The organism is Georgenia sp. SYP-B2076 (genome assembly GCF_003991205.1).
In the GTDB taxonomy this organism is placed as follows: domain Bacteria; phylum Actinomycetota; class Actinomycetes; order Actinomycetales; family Actinomycetaceae; genus Georgenia.
Window position 1 is genome coordinate 106,336 of sequence record NZ_RXOZ01000037.1, and the last position, 15,882, is coordinate 122,217.

Annotated in this window: 15 protein-coding genes and 3 tRNA genes; 15 read left to right on the forward strand and 3 right to left on the reverse strand. The window is 73.3% G+C overall.

From position 1 onward, the window contains the following. The 4 genes from EJK16_RS18845 (at position 1) to EJK16_RS18860 (ending at position 5,648) form a co-directional block, all read left to right on the forward strand. Complete coding sequence (locus EJK16_RS18845) at positions 1-1,692, forward strand: NADH-quinone oxidoreductase subunit M (protein ID WP_127132172.1); 1,692 nt, start codon at positions 1-3, stop codon at positions 1,690-1,692. Further along, a complete protein-coding gene (gene nuoN / locus EJK16_RS18850) occupies positions 1,689-3,254 on the forward strand; it encodes an NADH-quinone oxidoreductase subunit NuoN (RefSeq protein WP_127132174.1) in 1,566 nt (521 codons plus the stop codon). Before EJK16_RS18845 ends, nuoN begins: the two co-directional genes overlap by 4 nt. Positions 3,255-3,268: 14 nt before the next feature. Next, complete coding sequence (locus tag EJK16_RS18855; RefSeq protein WP_370276119.1) at positions 3,269-4,273, forward strand: polyprenyl synthetase family protein; 1,005 nt, start codon at positions 3,269-3,271, stop codon at positions 4,271-4,273. 274 nt (positions 4,274-4,547) lie between these two features. Beyond that, a complete protein-coding gene (locus EJK16_RS18860) occupies positions 4,548-5,648 on the forward strand; it encodes a hypothetical protein (protein WP_127132176.1) in 1,101 nt (366 codons plus the stop codon). A gap of 236 nt (positions 5,649-5,884) precedes the next feature. On the opposite strand, the gene rarD is transcribed toward EJK16_RS18860, so the two are convergent. Together rarD and EJK16_RS20380 are read right to left on the reverse strand one after the other, a co-directional pair. Beyond that, positions 5,885-6,955, reverse strand: coding sequence for an EamA family transporter RarD (rarD, locus tag EJK16_RS18865; protein ID WP_370276120.1), 1,071 nt, complete (start codon positions 6,953-6,955; stop codon positions 5,885-5,887). A 34-nt stretch (positions 6,956-6,989) separates the two neighbouring features. Then, positions 6,990-7,226 carry a hypothetical protein gene (locus tag EJK16_RS20380; RefSeq protein ID WP_127132178.1) on the reverse strand — a complete coding sequence of 79 codons (237 nt, stop codon included), beginning with the start codon at positions 7,224-7,226 and terminating at the stop codon, positions 6,990-6,992. Positions 7,227-7,416: 190 nt separating this feature from the next. On the opposite strand from EJK16_RS20380, the gene EJK16_RS18875 reads away from it, so the two are divergent. Together EJK16_RS18875 and htpX are read left to right on the forward strand one after the other, a co-directional pair. Continuing rightward, positions 7,417-8,823, forward strand: a complete 1,407-nt coding sequence (locus EJK16_RS18875; RefSeq protein ID WP_127132180.1) for an FAD-dependent oxidoreductase — start codon at positions 7,417-7,419, stop codon at positions 8,821-8,823. Between the two features lie 168 nt (positions 8,824-8,991). Next, positions 8,992-9,858: a zinc metalloprotease HtpX gene (gene htpX / locus EJK16_RS18880; protein WP_127132182.1), complete on the forward strand. Its 867-nt coding sequence runs from the start codon at positions 8,992-8,994 to the stop codon at positions 9,856-9,858. Between the two features lie 79 nt (positions 9,859-9,937). Here htpX and EJK16_RS18885 read toward each other — a convergent pair whose 3' ends face one another. Beyond that, the gene (locus EJK16_RS18885; protein ID WP_127132184.1) at positions 9,938-10,435 is read right to left on the reverse strand and encodes a YajQ family cyclic di-GMP-binding protein; all 498 of its coding nucleotides are present in this window, start codon (positions 10,433-10,435) and stop codon (positions 9,938-9,940) included. 140 nt (positions 10,436-10,575) lie between these two features. On the opposite strand from EJK16_RS18885, the gene EJK16_RS18890 reads away from it, so the two are divergent. The 9 genes from EJK16_RS18890 to EJK16_RS18930 all read left to right on the forward strand — a co-directional run bounded on the left by EJK16_RS18890 (position 10,576) and on the right by EJK16_RS18930 (position 15,834). Next, positions 10,576-10,657 (forward strand) — tRNA-Tyr (locus EJK16_RS18890). A 113-nt stretch (positions 10,658-10,770) separates the two neighbouring features. Then, positions 10,771-11,658, forward strand: coding sequence for a hypothetical protein (locus EJK16_RS18895; protein WP_127132186.1), 888 nt, complete (start codon positions 10,771-10,773; stop codon positions 11,656-11,658). Positions 11,659-11,859: 201 nt separating this feature from the next. Further along, a tRNA-Thr gene (locus tag EJK16_RS18900) sits at positions 11,860-11,932 on the forward strand. Positions 11,933-11,991: 59 nt separating this feature from the next. Beyond that, positions 11,992-12,068: transfer RNA gene (locus tag EJK16_RS18905), tRNA-Met, on the forward strand. 58 nt (positions 12,069-12,126) lie between these two features. Beyond that, positions 12,127-12,294 (forward strand): 50S ribosomal protein L33, encoded by a 168-nt coding sequence (rpmG, locus tag EJK16_RS18910; protein WP_127132188.1) that lies wholly within the window; start codon positions 12,127-12,129, stop codon positions 12,292-12,294. Between the two features lie 35 nt (positions 12,295-12,329). Further along, positions 12,330-12,803, forward strand: coding sequence for a MaoC family dehydratase N-terminal domain-containing protein (locus EJK16_RS18915; protein WP_127132190.1), 474 nt, complete (start codon positions 12,330-12,332; stop codon positions 12,801-12,803). Next, positions 12,800-13,261, forward strand: a complete 462-nt coding sequence (locus tag EJK16_RS18920) for a MaoC family dehydratase (RefSeq protein ID WP_127132191.1) — start codon at positions 12,800-12,802, stop codon at positions 13,259-13,261. The genes EJK16_RS18915 and EJK16_RS18920 overlap by 4 nt, the downstream gene beginning before the upstream one ends. Continuing rightward, the gene (locus tag EJK16_RS18925) at positions 13,258-14,634 is read left to right on the forward strand and encodes an MFS transporter (RefSeq protein WP_127132193.1); all 1,377 of its coding nucleotides are present in this window, start codon (positions 13,258-13,260) and stop codon (positions 14,632-14,634) included. The genes EJK16_RS18920 and EJK16_RS18925 overlap by 4 nt, the downstream gene beginning before the upstream one ends. 18 nt (positions 14,635-14,652) lie before the next feature. Then, positions 14,653-15,834 (forward strand): UDP-N-acetylmuramate dehydrogenase, encoded by a 1,182-nt coding sequence (locus tag EJK16_RS18930; RefSeq protein WP_205739858.1) that lies wholly within the window; start codon positions 14,653-14,655, stop codon positions 15,832-15,834. Positions 15,835-15,882 lie beyond the last annotated feature (48 nt).

The following is a 15,882-nucleotide window of genomic DNA, read 5'->3' on the forward strand; positions in this document are numbered from 1 at the left end:
ATGGAACTCAACAACGACGCCGCGCTCCCGTGGCTCACCCTGCTCATCGTCGTGCCGCTCGTGGCCGCCGTCGTGCTGTGGCTGGTCCGGCCGCTGCACCGGGTGGCCCGGCCCTACGGCCTGGCCGTGTCGCTGCTGGTGCTGGTCGGCGCGGTGGCGATGGCGACCCAGTTCGACGTCGCCGCGGCCGGCCGGCAGCAGTTCACCGAGGTGGCCGGGTGGATCCCGCAGCTGGGCGTCTCCTACGCCGTCGGCGTCAACGGCCTCGGCCTGGTGATGGTGCTCCTGGCGGTCTTCCTCGTGCCGGTCGTGCTGCTGGCCGCCTGGCGCGAGCAGGAGGTGGTGCCCGACGGCGCCGTCCTCGTGCGGCGCCAGATGGGGTTCGTCGCGCTGGTGCTCTCGCTCGAGGCGCTCATGGTCGCGGTCTTCGCCGCCCGTGACGTCTTCCTGTTCTACGTGCTCTTCGAGGCCATGCTCGTGCCGGTGTACTTCCTCATCGGCAACTACGGCGGGCCGAGGCGGCGCACGGCCGCGCTGAAGTTCCTGCTGTACTCCCTCGCCGGCGGCCTGATCATGCTCGTGGGCGTGGTCGCGCTCTACCTGGCCGGCCCCGGCGGCGACCAGGGCTTCCTCGTGGACAACCTCGTGGGCAACCTCAAGATGTCGGCCACCACCGAGCGCCTGCTGTTCCTCTCCTTCTTCATCGCCTTCGCGATCAAGGCGCCGATGTGGCCGGTCCACACGTGGCTGCCCGACGCCGCGCAGCAGTCCACCCCCGGCACCTCCACCCTCCTGGTGGGCGTGCTGGACAAGGTGGGCACCTTCGGGATGATCACGCTGTGCCTGCCGCTGTTCCCGGCAGCGTCCCGGTGGGCCGCGCCGGTCATCATCGTCCTGGCCCTGGTCTCGATCATCTACGGCGGGCTCGTCGCGGTCGGCCAGAAGGACCTCATGCGCCTGGTGGCGTTCACGTCCGTGAGCCACTTCGGCTTCATCGTGCTGGGCATCTTCGTGCGCGACCAGGTCGCCCTGACCGGCGCGATGGTCTACATGGTCGCCCACGGCGTCTCGACCGCCGCGCTGTTCCTGGTCTCCGGGTTCCTCACGCGCCGCGGCGGCACCCAGCAGATCCCCGCGTACGGCGGCATGCAGCGGGTGACGCCGGTGCTCGCCGGGACGTTCCTCGTCTCCGGCCTCGCCACCATCGCGCTGCCGGGGCTGAGCGGGTTCGTGCCCGAGTTCCTCGTGCTGCAGGGCACCTTCCGCGTCTCCATCCTCGCGGCCTGCGTGGCCGTCCTCGGCGTGATCATCGCCGCCCTGTACATCCTGTTGCCCTACCAGCGGATCTTCACCGGGCCGAAGCTCCCCGAGCTGGCCCGCACCCCGGACCTGAACGGGCGCGAGAAGTGGGCCCTCGCGCCCCTGGTGGTGGCGATGCTCGCGCTGGGCTTCTACCCGGCCCCGGTCATCGACGCCGTCACCCCGGTGGCGCAGGGCGTGGCCCTGGACCAGCCCAGCAGCGTCGACCCGTCCGCCGCGCCCGGGCTCCTTCCGCCCGCGGGGACGGCCACCGCCGACGCCCCGCTCGGCGCCCCCGCGGCCGCGACGCTCGTCGCGGCCGGCGAGGGCACCTCCCGCGGCGGCGCGGACAGCGCCGCCCGCACCGTCGCCATCGAGGGGATCGCCAAGTGAGCACGTTCGTCGCCCCGTCAGTCGACTGGGCCGCGCTGACACCGGTCCTCCTCGTCCTGGGCGCCGCCGTCGTCGGCGTGCTCATCGAGGCCTTCGTGCCGCGGGGGAGCCGCCGGCCGGCCCAGCTGATCCTCGGCCTGCTGGCTACCGCCGCCGCGCTCGTCGCGGTGGTGTGGCGCTGGACCGTCGTGCAGGACACGGGCCCGCGCGAGCTCGTCTCCGGCGCGCTGATCGAGGACGGCCCCGCGCTGGCCGTCCAGGCGATCCTCGCCCTGTTCGGGCTGCTGGCCCTCCTCGTCATCGCCGACCGCACCGAGTCCGGCGAGGGCGCGTTCGTCGCCCAGGCCGCCACCCGGCCCGGCTCCACCGACGAGGCCGACGCCACGCGCGCCGGGATGGCGCAGACCGAGGTCTTCCCGCTGACCCTCTTCACGCTCGCCGGCATGATGGTCTTCGCCGCCGCCGGGGACCTCCTCACGCTGTTCGTCGCGCTCGAGGTGCTCTCCCTGCCGCTGTACGTCCTCTCCGGCCTGGCGCGTCGCCGTCGTCTCCTCTCGCAGGAGGCTTCGCTGAAGTACTTCCTGCTCGGGGCCTTCGCCTCGGCGTTCGTGATCTTCGGCATCGGGCTGCTGTACGGCTACTCCGGCACCGTCCGCCTGTCCGGCCTCGCGCAGTCCGTCCCCGCCACCGCGGGCATGGACTGGCTGCTGCTGGCCGGCGTCATCATGGTGCTCACCGGCCTGCTGTTCAAGGTCGGCGCGGTGCCGTTCCACGCGTGGACGCCCGACGTCTACCAGGGCGCGCCCACGCCCATCACCGGGTTCATGGCCGCCGCGACGAAGATCGCGGCCTTCGCCGCGCTGCTGCGCTTCGTCTACGTGGTGCTGCCCGGCATGAGCTGGGACCTGCAGCCGGTGATGTGGGTCATCATCATCCTCACCATGCTCGTCGGCACGGTGCTCGGCATCGTCCAGACGGACATCAAGCGGATGCTGGCGTACTCGTCCATCGCGCACGCCGGGTTCGTGCTCATCGGTGTGATGTCGCTGCGCAGCGCGGGCATCTCCGGTGTGATCTTCTACCTCCTCGCCTACGGCCTGGCCACCGTCGGCGCCTTCGCCCTCATCACGCTCGTGCGCGAGCGCGACACCGCCGGCAACGTCACCGGCGAGGCCACCCACCTCTCCCAGTGGGCCGGGCTGGGACGACGCAGCCCGGCCGTCGCGGTCGGGATGGTGATCTTCCTGCTCTCCTTCGCGGGCATCCCGCTCACGGCCGGTTTCATCGGGAAGTTCGCGGTCTTCTCCGCGGCGGTCGACGGCGGCGGCGCCGTCCTGGTCGTCCTCGCGGTGCTCGCCTCGGCCGCGACGGCGTTCTTCTACGTCCGGCTCGTGGTGCTGATGTTCTTCACCGAGCCCGACGGGGAGACCACGGCCGTCGTGTCCTCCGAGGGGCTGACCTCGGTCGCGGTGGCGGTCTGCGTGGTGGGCACCGTGCTCCTGGGCGTGCTGCCCGGACCGGTCCTCGCGCTGGCCGACCAGGCGGCGGTGTTCCTTCCTTGAGTACCGTGCCTTCCGTGACTACCTCCATGCTCCCCCTGGGCGACTCCGCGCTCGAGGAGCGGCTCCTGCCGCTCCTGTCCGACGTCGAGACCCGGCTCCGCGCGGCCGTCGTCGGCGCGGACGAGCTCGTCGACGCCCCGGCCGCCCACCTCGCCGCCGCCGGCGGGAAGCGGCTGCGCCCCCTGCTCACCCTGCTGACCGCCGAGCTCGGCGGGGGCAGCAACGAGCAGGTGCTCCGCGCCGCCGTCGCGGTCGAGCTGACCCACCTCGCCACGCTCTACCACGACGACGTCATGGACTCCGCGCCCGTGCGCCGCGGCGCTCCCGCCGCCCACGAGGTCTGGGGCAACTCCGTGGCCATCCTGACCGGGGACCTGCTCTTCGCGCGGGCCTCGCAGCTGGTCGCCTCCCTCGGCGCCCACGCCGTGCTCGTGCACGCGGAGACCTTCGAGCGGCTGTGCCTGGGCCAGCTCCACGAGACCCTCGGGGCCGCCGACGGCGAGGACCCCGTGGAGCACTACCTGGGCGTGCTGGCCGACAAGACCGGCTCGCTCATCGCCGCGTCGGCGCGCTACGGCGCCACCTTCTCCGGGGCCTCGGACGAGGTCGCGGAGATCCTCGCGCGCTACGGCGAGAAGGTCGGCGTCGCGTTCCAGCTCGCCGACGACGTCATCGACCTCTCCGCCGACGCCGCCACCACCGGCAAGACGCCCGGCACGGACCTGCGCGAGGGCGTGGACACCATGCCCGTGCTCCTACTGCGCCAGCGGGCCGCAGCCGGCACCCTGGACGACGACGGCGCCGCCGTCCTCGGCCGCCTCGGCGCCGACCTCCGCTCCGACGACGCGCTGCGCTCCGTCGTCACCGGCCTGCGCAACCACGAGGTGGTCGCCCAGGCGCGCGAGCTCGCCGGGACCTGGGCCGCCGACGCCGTCGCCGAGCTCGAGCCGCTGCCGGCGGGGGAGATCAAGGACGCGCTGGGCACCTTCGCGGGGATGCTCGTCGACCGCATGGCCTGACGGGTGGCCAGCACCCGGGCGGCGCCGGATCGCGCCCGGCCGGCACCCGGCCGGCACCCGGCCGACGAGGTAGAACAGTTGCGGTGAGCTAGGAGATTTGAACCTTCTATCTCGCCGCGACTGTTCTATCTCGGGCGGCCATCCAACGGAATGTCGTTGGGCGGCGCCGCGTGCGGGTGCCCACCCACTGGGCGCCTGTGTGCACAGCGTGGATCGCGCTCACCGATCCACAGTCCAACCCGGCGGGCGACCGGCCGGCGACCACGATCAGCGCATGGCCTTACAGATCCTCCCGCGTCCGCTGCCACAAGTCACCTTCTCGCGGGACGTGGGCGCCGACGCCATCCGCCCAGAACATCGATCGGGCGAGCTGGTGCGGGTTCGGTCGGGCGCCTACATCCACGACGTTCCCGACGCGGCGCCCTGGCAGCGGCGCGAGCGTGAGGCCCTGGGCCGGTGCGTCGCCGTCGCTCGCCAACTGACATGCGAGTTCGTCTTCAGCCACATCTCTGCCGCCCTGATCCACGGCTGCTGGATCTGGCAGCTGGACGACAAGACGCACATCACCCAACCTCTCAACCCCAGCACCGGCAGCTCTGCGGACGTTCGGCGCCATGTGGCCGAGGTGCCGCCCGGTGATGTCGTCGTCGTCAACGGGCTGCGGGTCACCGCCCTGGTGCGCACGATCGAGGACTGTGCGCTGACGATGCACCCGCGTGACGCTCTGGTCATCGCGGACAGTGCTCTACGCATACTTGCCGCGCCGAGTCGTCGAGAACGTGCCAACGCCGCGGGTCGCGTCGAGCGGGTGCGACGGGAACTGGTCGAGAGGCTCGCTCGCAAACCGGGCGCTCGTGGGATCGTGCGTGCCCGCGCCGTCGTCAAGTACGCGGATGCGTTCTCGGAGTCAGCGTGGGAGACCGTGCTGCGCTGGATCGCGGTCTCCCGCGGCCTTCCGGCGCCGGTGACCCAGTACCGCGTCGTCACACACCGCGGCACGTACTTCAGCGACCTGGCGTGGACCTTCCGTACGGTGGATCCCGGCGGCCGGACGCTTCGGGAGTGGACCCTCCACGTGGAGTTCGACGGCCGGATCAAGTACGCCAACGGCGGCGCCGACGCCTCACGTGCCATGGTCGACGAGAAGCTCAGGGAGGATGCGATCCGTGCGCTCGGGGACGATGTGCGCCGGTTCGACCAGGGTGATGTGCGAGACGAGGAAGGCACCTTCCGGCGACTGCGTGCGGCGTTCCCGGCGGCGATGGTCACGGCGCTCCGCCCGGTCGCCGGCCTGATGGTGCCCGGAGGCCCCGAGGCCCGGAGACGGCCCCGTCACGCGAGTCCGGGAACACCCGGCCACCAAACGCCGCGCTGACCCGTGGAGGTGGCGGGCGGGCGTGGATCTGGCTGCACCTGGCGAGGTAGAAGAGTTGCGGCGAGTCAGGGCGTTTGAAGGTTCTAGCTCGGCGCAAACGTTCTATCTCGGCGGGGTGGGCCGCGGGGCCGCGCCTGATGCCGACGGCGATCTCGCCCACCGGCGTCGTGATGCTGAGCGCGTCTCCGGCCCGCCACCACGACGCTGGGCGCCACGTCAGGCGCGAGTGCTGTACGTCAGGCGCGCGCCCACCGCGGGCGGCTGCGCACGCCGTCGAGGGTGAGGATCGCGATGGCCGCCCACACCAGGGCGAAGCCGGCCCACCGCTCCGGCGGCATCGGCTCGTGGAAGACGAGCACACCCACGAGCAGCTGGAGCACCGGGGTGATGTACTGCAGCATGCCCACCACGCTGAGCGGCAGGCGGCGGGCTGCGGCGCCGAAGAGCAGCAAGGGGACGGCGGTCAGCGGGCCCGAGACCGCGAGGAGCACCATGTGCGAGACCCGCTCCGGCCCCGCCGCGCCGAAGGTGCTGGCGCCGGACTGCGCCAGCCACAGCAGGTAGGCCACCGCCACGGGGAACAGCACCGTCGTCTCCACCGCCAGGCCGGGCAGGGCGGCCACAGTGCGCCCCACCCGGTTCTTCACCAGCCCGTAGAGCCCGAAGGTCACCGCGAGGCTCAGCGCGATCCACGGCAGCTCCCCGTAGCCGACGACGATGACGACGACGGCGAGCCCGCCCACCGCGGTCGCCACCCACTGCAGCGGCCGCAGGCGCTCGCCCAGCACCGCCACGGCGAGCAGCACCGTCACGAGCGGGTTGATGAAGTACCCCAGCGCCGCGTCGACCGTGTGGCCCGAGTTGACGCCGTAGACGTAGATGAGCCAGTTGGCGGCCACCAGCACCCCGGCGAGCGCCAGCGTGGCCAGCGTGCGCGGCCGGCGCAGCGCCCGCGCGTACGGGCGCATCTGCCGGGTCAGGAGCAGCGCGAGCAGGCAGAAGCCGAGGCTCCAGGCGGCCCGGTGCGCCACGATCTCGACCGCGCCGGCGGGCTCGAGGAGGCGGAAGTACAGCGGGAACGCGCCCCAGAGGAGGTAGCAGCCCAGGCCGAGCGCCAGCCCCACGCGGTCCATTCCCGGACGCGCCGCGGGCCCCGCGTCGGCGGCGGCCGGTGCGTCGGTGGGCGGGGCGGGCGCGGCGGGCCGCGCGTCGGTGGCTCCGCCGTCGTGCGCCGCGGCGTCGCCCCGTCCGGTGGGGCCGGGGGCGAGCGGGCCCGGGGAGGCGGGGGGCGTGCGCGGACGATTCACGCGCCCCACTCTGGCACCGCGGGCGCCCGGAGCGTCAGAGGCGTTCGAGCCGCGAGCTGTCGAGCGCCACGCGGCGCACGTCGCCGTTGCCGAAGTCCACGAGGACGGCACGTGCGCCGTCCAGCGCGATGACCTTGCCGAGGCCGTGGCGCTCGTGGGAGACCTGCGCACCCACCGGGATGGGCACCGCCAGGGCGTCCGCGGCCTCACGGGCGGCGTTGAACGGGCTGCTCGGGAGATAGGGGCGGTTTCCGGCGCGGGGGGTGGCCATGGCCCCATCCTCCTCCCCGCGGACTCGGATGGGAACCAAACCGCCCCACCTCCCAGGGCCCGACGGGCCGCGTGAACGAGGTCACCGGTCCGGGAGGGGGCGCGGCGTCCTAGACTGGTCGCTGGACTTTGGCCCCGGTGCGCGCACGCGCGGTCCGCCTCGCCCCCCGCACCCCTGATGAGAGGTACTTGTGACCAGCTCCCGCCCGCTCAGCGTGGCGCTCGTGGGTGCCGGCCCTGCCGGCATCTACGCCGCCGACATCCTGTCCAAGTCAGGGCTGGAGGTGAGCATCGACCTCTTCGAGCGGCTGCCCGCCCCGTTCGGGCTGGTGCGCTACGGCGTCGCCCCCGACCACCCCCGCATCAAGCAGATCATCGTGGCCCTGTACAAGATCCTCCAGCGCGGGGACGTCCGCCTCATCGGGAACGTCGACGTCGGCACGGACGTCTCGCTCGCCGAGCTGCAGCGCCACTACGACGCGGTCATCTTCTCCACCGGCTCCGACCGCGACGCCCCTTTGAACATCCCCGGGATCGACCTGCCGGGCAGCTACGGCGCCGCGGACTTCGTCTCCTGGTACGACGGCCATCCCGACGTCCCGCGGACCTGGCCGCTGGAGGCCAAGGAGGTCGCGGTGGTCGGGGTGGGCAACGTCGCGCTGGACGTGGCGCGCATGCTCGCCAAGCACGTCGAGGACCTCATGCCCACGGAGATCCCGCCCAACGTCGTGGAGGGGCTGCGCGCCAGCCCCGTCACGGACGTCCACGTGTTCGGGCGCCGCGGCCCGGCGCAGGTGAAGTTCACCCCCCTCGAGCTGCGCGAGCTCGGCAAGGTGCCCGACGTCGACGTCATCGTCTACGACGAGGACTTCCAGTTCGACGAGGGCTCCGAGGAGGCCATCCGCGCCTCCAACCAGACCAAGCAGGTGGTCAAGACCCTCATGGACTGGACCCTCAAGGAGGAGTCCGACCGGACCGCGTCGCGGCGCATCCACCTGCACTTCCTGCACCGCCCGGTGGAGGTCCTGGGCGCGGACAGGGTCGAGGGGCTGCGCACCGAGCGCACCGAGCTCGCCGGCGACGGGAGCGTCCGCGGGACCGGGGAGTTCGTCGACACGCCCGTGCAGGCCGTGTACCGGGCGGTGGGCTACTACGGCTCGCCCGTGCCGGACCTGCCCTTCGACGAGCGCGCCGGCGTCATCCCCAACACCGAGGGCAGGGTCATCGGCGAGGACGGGACGTACCTGCGCGGCGTGTACGCGACGGGCTGGATCAAGCGGGGGCCGGTGGGCCTGATCGGCTCGACGAAGTCCGATGCCCAGCAGACCATCGCGCACCTGGTCGAGGACGCCGAGGCGGGCCTCCTCCACGCCCGCACGGACGACGAGTCCGCCGTCGGCCACGACGCGATGCTCCAGGCGCTGGAGGAGGCGGGCGTGCGCTACACCACGTGGCAGGGCTGGGAGCTGCTCGACGCCTTCGAGCGGTCCCTGGGCGGGGCGTACGACGGCATCGAGCGCGAGCGCGTCAAGGTCGTCCAGCGCGAGACCATGACGGCGATCTCCCGCGGCGAGGAGCACGACGGCCGGCTCCTCTAGCCGTCCGGCCCCGCACGGCCGCTCGCGCGCCGGCCTCTCGCGGGGCCGGGCCGGGCGCCGCGGCCCGGGGTGCCACGCGGGCCGGGGAACCGCCGGCCCGCGGCGGGCGTTGGACCAGGTGGCGGGGACCCGTGCGGGGCCGCCGACCCGAGACCAGGAGAGCCCAGGATGAACGACCGGCACCACAACGGCATCAAGACCACGCTGCTCTTCGCCGCGATGTGGGCCATCCTCCTGGCCATCGGCGGCGTGGTCGCCAACGGGACCGGCAGCTCCATGTTCATCTGGCTGTTCGCCGGCATCGGCCTCGTCACGACGTTCTACAGCTACTGGAACTCCGACAAGCTCGCCATCCGCGCCATGGCCGCGCGGCCGGTGAGCGAGGCGGAGGCCCCCGGGTACTACGCCATCGTCCGCGAGCTGGCCACGGCCGCGCGCCAGCCGATGCCCCGCCTGTACATCTCGCCCACCGCGCAGCCCAACGCCTTCGCGACGGGCCGCAACCCGCGCAACGCCGCCGTGTGCTGCACCGAGGGCATCCTCCGGCTCCTCGAGCCCCGCGAGCTGCGCGGGGTCCTCGGGCACGAGCTCATGCACGTGTACAACCGCGACATCCTGACGTCGTCGGTGTCCGCGGCCTTCGCCGGGCTCATCACGTCGGTGGCCCAGTTCCTCATGTTCTTCGGCGGGGGCCGCGACCGCAACGCCAACCCGCTGGCGCTCATCGCGACGGCGCTGCTCGCCCCGATCGCCGCGTCCCTCATCCAGCTGGCGATCTCCCGCACGCGGGAGTTCGACGCCGACGAGGACGGCGCGCAGCTCACCGGCGACCCGCTCGCCCTCGCCTCGGCGCTGCGCAAGATCGAGCGCGGCGCCGAGGCGCGACCCCTCACGCCGAGCCAGCCGCTGGAGAACGTCAGCCACATGATGATCGCCAACCCGTTCCGCGGGCGCGGCGGGCTCGGCCGGCTGTTCGCGACGCACCCGCCGATGGGGGAGCGCATCGCCCGGCTGGAGCGCATGGCGGGGTACTGACGGGGTCGTCCGGGCCGGCGGCCGGGCGGTGGGCTAGGCGGTCGGGCGCGGACGGCGGGCGCCGGCCGTCCGCGTGACGTCAGCGGTAGTTGGTGAACTGCAGCGCCGCGTCGATGTCCTCGGCGCCCTTGAGCAGGGTGATGACCTCCTGGAGCTCGTCGCGGCTCTTCGACGTCACCCGCACCTCGTCCCCGGTGATCTGCGTCTTGACGCCCTTGGGGCCCTCCTCGCGCACCAGCTTGGTGATCTTTTTCGCATTTTCCTGGCTCAGGCCCTCCTTGAGGGTGCCCACCAGGCGGTACTCCTTGCCGGACGGCTTGGGCTCGCCGTCGCCGGTGTCGACCGCCTTGAGGGAGATCCCGCGCTTGATGAGCTTGGACTGGAGCACGTCCAGGACGGCCTTGACCCTCTCGGCGGAGTTGGCCGCCATGGTGATCGTGTCTCCCGCCAGCGTCACGGAGGCGCCGACGCCCTTGAAGTCGTAACGCTGGGAGATCTCCTTGGCGGCCTGGTTGACGGCGTTGTCCACCTCCTGGTGGTCCACCTTGCTGACGATGTCGAAGGACGAATCGGCCATGAGCACTCCTTGGTCGTGGGTGGTGCGGGCGCGCGGGCGGAGGCGCGGCGCGGGCGTGTGTGACCATCGTCGCGCACGCCGCGGTTCACGAGCACCCGCAAGTTGTTGCTATCGTTCCATCTGCACCTTCCGAGGTGTGAGGCGAGTTGCCCGAGCGGCCAAAGGGAGCTGACTGTAAATCAGCCGCGGAATGCTTCGCAGGTTCGAATCCTGCACTCGCCACGGACCGGCCCATCACCTGCGCAAGCGGTGGTGGGCCGCCGTCATCTCCGGGCCCGCCCCGAGGCCCCGCCAGATCGCCTCCCGCCCGCAGGCGCCGACGCCAGAATGGGCGGATGACCGAGATCACCGGTTGGCGGCGCCTCATCGGCCACCGGGGAACGTTCCTGGCCACTCTCGACCTGTGGTCGCCCGAGCGCGCCGGCAGGACGCGTCACCTGCAGCCCGGGTTCCGGGCGCTGTGGTCGCTCGAGGGTGCCAACGGCGAGCCCGCGATCCAGGAGGGCCCGCTCGACCTCGTCGAGGCGCGAAGCCTGGCGCCGGGGAGCACCGGCAACGTGCTCATCCACCCGATGTGGCCCGAGGCGTGGCGGGGGGTCGACGCGGGTGCCACCTTGACGCTCCTCTCCCGGAGCCGGCACCGGCGAGTGATCGGGGAGGCGACCGTCCTCGAGCGCCGGGGTGTTCCCGCGTCGGCGCCGCCGAACCTCGAGCCGTTCGAGGAGACGCCGGCGCGAGCGCGCCTGCGCGCCGTGGCCGGCGCGCCGCCGGCCAGGTCCGTCGCGGCGCCGCCCACCGTGACCGTCGGGACGGTGACGTTGCCGCTGCTGAGCTCGTCCTGGGGCGACCCCGCGGACCGGCACGAGAATGCTCCCCGGTCCAGGACCGAGGAGGCCGACCTCGCGGCACGCCTGCCGACGATCAGGCTCGACCGCGGCGCGCCGGTGCTGATGACGGTGACCGACGCGGATTTGGCGGTCTCCGGCGAGATCGCGTACTTCTCCGGGATCGACCCCGACGGCATCCCCGCGGGGGACCGTCTGGACGTGCACCGTGACAGCCGCTCCCTGCTCCGCGGCGTCGAGCGTGTCGTGGGCGGCGCGTGGTCCCTTCGCATCCCCGCGCCCGGCGGCGCGAAGGCGGTCGTCGTCAGCCTCACCTTCGCACCGGGGGCGCCGGCCGCGCCGGCCAACCTCGCCTCCTGGGGCTTCCGCCTTCCATGAGTCCCCGCACGACGGTCCGTCCCGTCGGTGCCGCACGGCAGCGGCGTCCCGGAGGGCCGGCCGCCGGTGCGGCAGAGCGGCTCACAGGCCCGTGAATCCCCGTCGTTCCGGGCGAGATCCGGGCTGTGACGTGACTCACGGCCGGAAGTGGCCGATCGGATTTCACCTTCCGGCGGGGGTCCATGTAGGCTCGTCCGCGCTGCCCCGATAGCTCAGTCGGCAGAGCGTCTCCATGGTAAGGAGAAGGTCAAGGGTTCGATTCCCTTTCGGGGCTCTGGCCTTCGGGCCGCCGGCGGTACCGCAGGTTCGGTACGCTGGTGGCTCGAAGGACGCGGCGGGGTAGCTCAGTTGGCGAGAGCGCACGACTCATAATCGTGAGGTCGCGGGTTCGAGCCCCGCCCCCGCTACCAAGCAAGACGACGAAGCAGCCGATTGGCCGCTCGCACGAGTTGAACGTGAGGAACTGCCGTGGCCAAGTCAACCGATGTCCGCCCCAAGATCACCCTCGCCTGCGAGGTGTGCAAGGAGCGCAACTACATCACCAAGAAGAACCGTCGGAACAACCCCGACCGTCTCGAGCTGGCCAAGTACTGCCCGCGCTGCAACGCCAAGACGACGCACCGCGAGACCCGCTGACCTCCTCGGCCACGCCACTGCCCTAGGCTGGGGCGATGACCGAGAGCAGCACCCGCCCCACCGGCGTCGACAAGACGCTCGTGGGGCGTTCTTATGCCCCGACGGAGACCTACGAGGTCTCCCGCGTGAAGATCGCCGAGATGGCCGCCGCCACGGGCGCCACGCACCCCGCGCACACCGATCCCGATGCGGCCTGGGCCCTGGGATACGCCGACGTCGTCGCCCCGCCCACCTTCGCCGCCGTCGTGGCGCAGCGGGCCGAGCAGGCCTACGTGGCCAGCCCCGAGGCCGGCATCGACTTCTCCCGCGTGGTCCACGCCGAGGAGCGCCTGACCCACCACCGCCCCATCGTCGCCGGGGACCGGCTGCGCACCACGGTCCACGTGGACAAGATCCTCGAGCGCGCCGGCATCACCCTGGTGACCACGCGCGCGGAGATCGCCGACGACGCAGAGGCCCCCGTGTGCACCGTCCTGTCCACCCTCGCCGTGCGGGGGGAGGGCCGATGAGCGCGCAGACCCCGTCGTCCGACGACTTCCAGCCCGAGCGGCCCGTGCTCGCCGAGCTCGAGGTGGGGCAGGAGCTCTTCACGCGCACGTACGCGATCGACCGCGCGCTCCTGGTGCGCTACGCCGGGGCCAGCGGGGACTTCAACCCGATCCACTACAACGAGCGCGTCGCCCGCGAGGTCGGCCTGCCCGGCGTCATCGCGCACGGCATGGCGACCATGGGGCTGGCGGCCTCCGCCGTCGAGGACTGGGCCGACGACCCCGGCGCCGTCACCGAGTACGGGGTGCGCTTCACCCGGCCGGTGGAGGTGCCCGACCCGGGCACCGCCGAGATCGAGGTCGTCGGACGAGTCGGCGCGCTGGACCTGGCCGCCGGCTCGGTCCGCGTGGACCTGGCCGTGACCTCGGGTGGCGCGAGCGTGCTGGCCAAGGCGCAGGCCGTCGTCCGCCTCGCGTGAGCGGCGGCGCCACGGCCGCGCCGGTGACCGACCGGCGGGCCAACCGGGCGGCGTGGGCGACCTTCGCCGTCTTCGCCCTCAACGGGCTGGTGTTCGCGAACTGGGTCTCCCGGTTCCCGGCGGTGCGTGACGCCCTCGACCTGAGCCCGTCCCGGCTCGGCATGCTGCTGCTCGTCGGCTCCCTGGGCTCCGTGGTGGCGCTGCCCCTGACAGGGGCCGTGGTCCAGCGGCTCGGGACCGCACGCACGGCCGGCCTGGCGGCGACCCTCAACGTCGGCTGCTTCGCGCTGGTCGCGCTGGCCGTCGGCGCCGGTGAGATCGCCTGGCTGGTGCCGGCGCTGTTCGTCGCGCAGGTGGGCATCGCCGCATGGGACGTGGCGATGAACATCGAGGGCGGGGCCGTCGAGCGGGCGCTCGGACGGGCGATCATGCCGCGGTTCCACGCGGGCTTCTCCCTGGGCACCGTGGCCGGGGCCGGGATGGGCGCGCTGGCCGCCTGGGCGGGGATCTCCGTGACCGTCCACCTCCTGTGCGTCCTCGCCCTGATCTGGGTGGCGGTGCTGGTGTGCCTGCGCGGCTTCCTGCCCGAGCAGCCGGTGCCGCCGGCTCCGCGGTCCCCGCGCTCCGGCGAGCCCGGCCGGGGCGCGCGCCGCGGCGGCCTGCGGCAGGCGCTCTCGGCGTGGACCGAGGCCCGCACCCTGCTCATCGGCGGCGTCGTGCTCGCCGCGGCCCTGACCGAGGGGGCCGCCAACGACTGGCTCGCGCTCGCCGTCGTGGACGGCTTCGACCAGCCCGACGCCGTGGGCGCGGCCGGCTTCGGGATCTTCGTCGCCGCCATGACGGGCATGCGGCTCGCGGGCACCAGCCTCCTCGAGCGGTACGGCCGGGTGCCGGTCCTGCGGCTGTGCTCGGTCCTGGCCACGGTGGGCCTGGTGACCTTCGCCCTCGCCCCCTGGCTCGGCCTCGCGGTCGCCGGCGCCGTGCTGTGGGGCGTGGGGGCGGCCCTCGGGTTCCCCGTCGGCATGTCCGCGGCCAGCGACGAGCCGCTGCGCGCCGCCGCCCGCATCTCCGTCGTCTCCTCCATCGGCTACACCGCCTTCCTGGCCGGCCCCCCGCTGCTGGGCCTGCTGGCCGAGCACGTGGGCTACCGCCACGCCCTCCTGGCGATCGCCGTCCCGCTGGTCCTGGGGATCGTGCTGACGCCCGCCGCCCGGCCGATCGGGCCCGCGGGAGCCCGCCCTCCCGCCGTGGGGCCCGGCGCTCGCGCCGCCGAGCCGGGCGCTCCCGGCCCCGGCGTTGGCGCGCCCGGCCCCGGCGTCGCCGTGCCGGGCGCGGGCGATGTCACAGGACGCGGGGCAGGCTCCCGGCCGTAACCTGGACGGGTGACTGACATCCTCGACCCCCTCACGCCCGCGGCGACCCCCCTCGCAGCCGGCAGCACGTTCCCCGGGGGCGCGCCGACGCTCGCGGAGCTGACCACCCTGCGCGTCGGCGGCCCGGTGCGCGAGTACGTCGAGGCACAGACCGAGGCGGAGCTCGTCAGCGCCGTGCGGGCCGCGGACGACGCGGGCGCCGCGCTCCTCGTCCTGGGCGGGGGATCCAACCTGCTGGCCTCCGACGCGCCCTTCGACGGCGTCGTCGTGCGGGACGCCCGGCGCGCCATCGACGGCGTCGGGGACGACGCGTGCGCCGGCGCGAGCCTCACGGTCCCCGCGGGCCAGCCCTGGGACGACGTCGTCGCCACCGCCGTCCAGGAGGGCTGGATGGGCGTCGAGGCGCTCTCCGGCATCCCCGGGTCGGCCGGCGCGACGCCGGTGCAGAACGTCGGGGCGTACGGGCAGGAGGTCGCCGAGACGCTCTCCTCCGTGCGGGTGTACGACCGGCTCGAGCGGCGCACCCGGATGTTCGCCGTCGGGGAGCTCGGCCTGGGCTACCGCACCTCCCTCCTCAAGCGATCCCTCGCCGACACCGCCGCCGGGGGCGGGCGCACCTGGGGGCCCACCGGGCGGTACGTGGTCCTGGAGGTGAGCTTCCAGCTGCGCCTTGCCACCCTCTCGGCGCCCGTGCGCTACCCCGAGCTCGCCCGGACGCTGGGGATCGACGTCGGCCGCCGCGTGCCCGCCGCGGACGTGCGGGCCGCCGTGCTCGAGCTGCGCCGCGGCAAGGGCATGGTGCTGGACGCCGCCGACCACGACACGTGGTCGGCCGGCTCCTTCTTCACGAATCCCCTGATGAGCGTCGCGGAGGCGGACGCGCTGCTGCCCGCCGACGCGCCCCGCTACCCCGTGGCGGACCACACTGCGATCCACCAGATCGGTGGCAGCGCCCCCGTCGTCGAGGACCTCGTCAAGACCTCGGCCGCCTGGCTCATCTCCCACGCCGGGTTCGAGAAGGGGTTCGGCCTCGGCGCCCCGGCCAGCCTCTCGACCAAGCACGCCCTCGCGCTGACCAACCGGGGCGGCGCCACCGCGGAGGACCTCCTGGCGCTGGCCCGCGCCGTCCGCGAGGGGGTCCGGGCCGCCTACGGCATCGAGCTGATCCCCGAGCCGGTGCTGCTGGGCGCCGCGCTCTAACCCCCCGGCCGCCGAGCGGTCAAGTACTCGCACGCGAGTACTTGACCG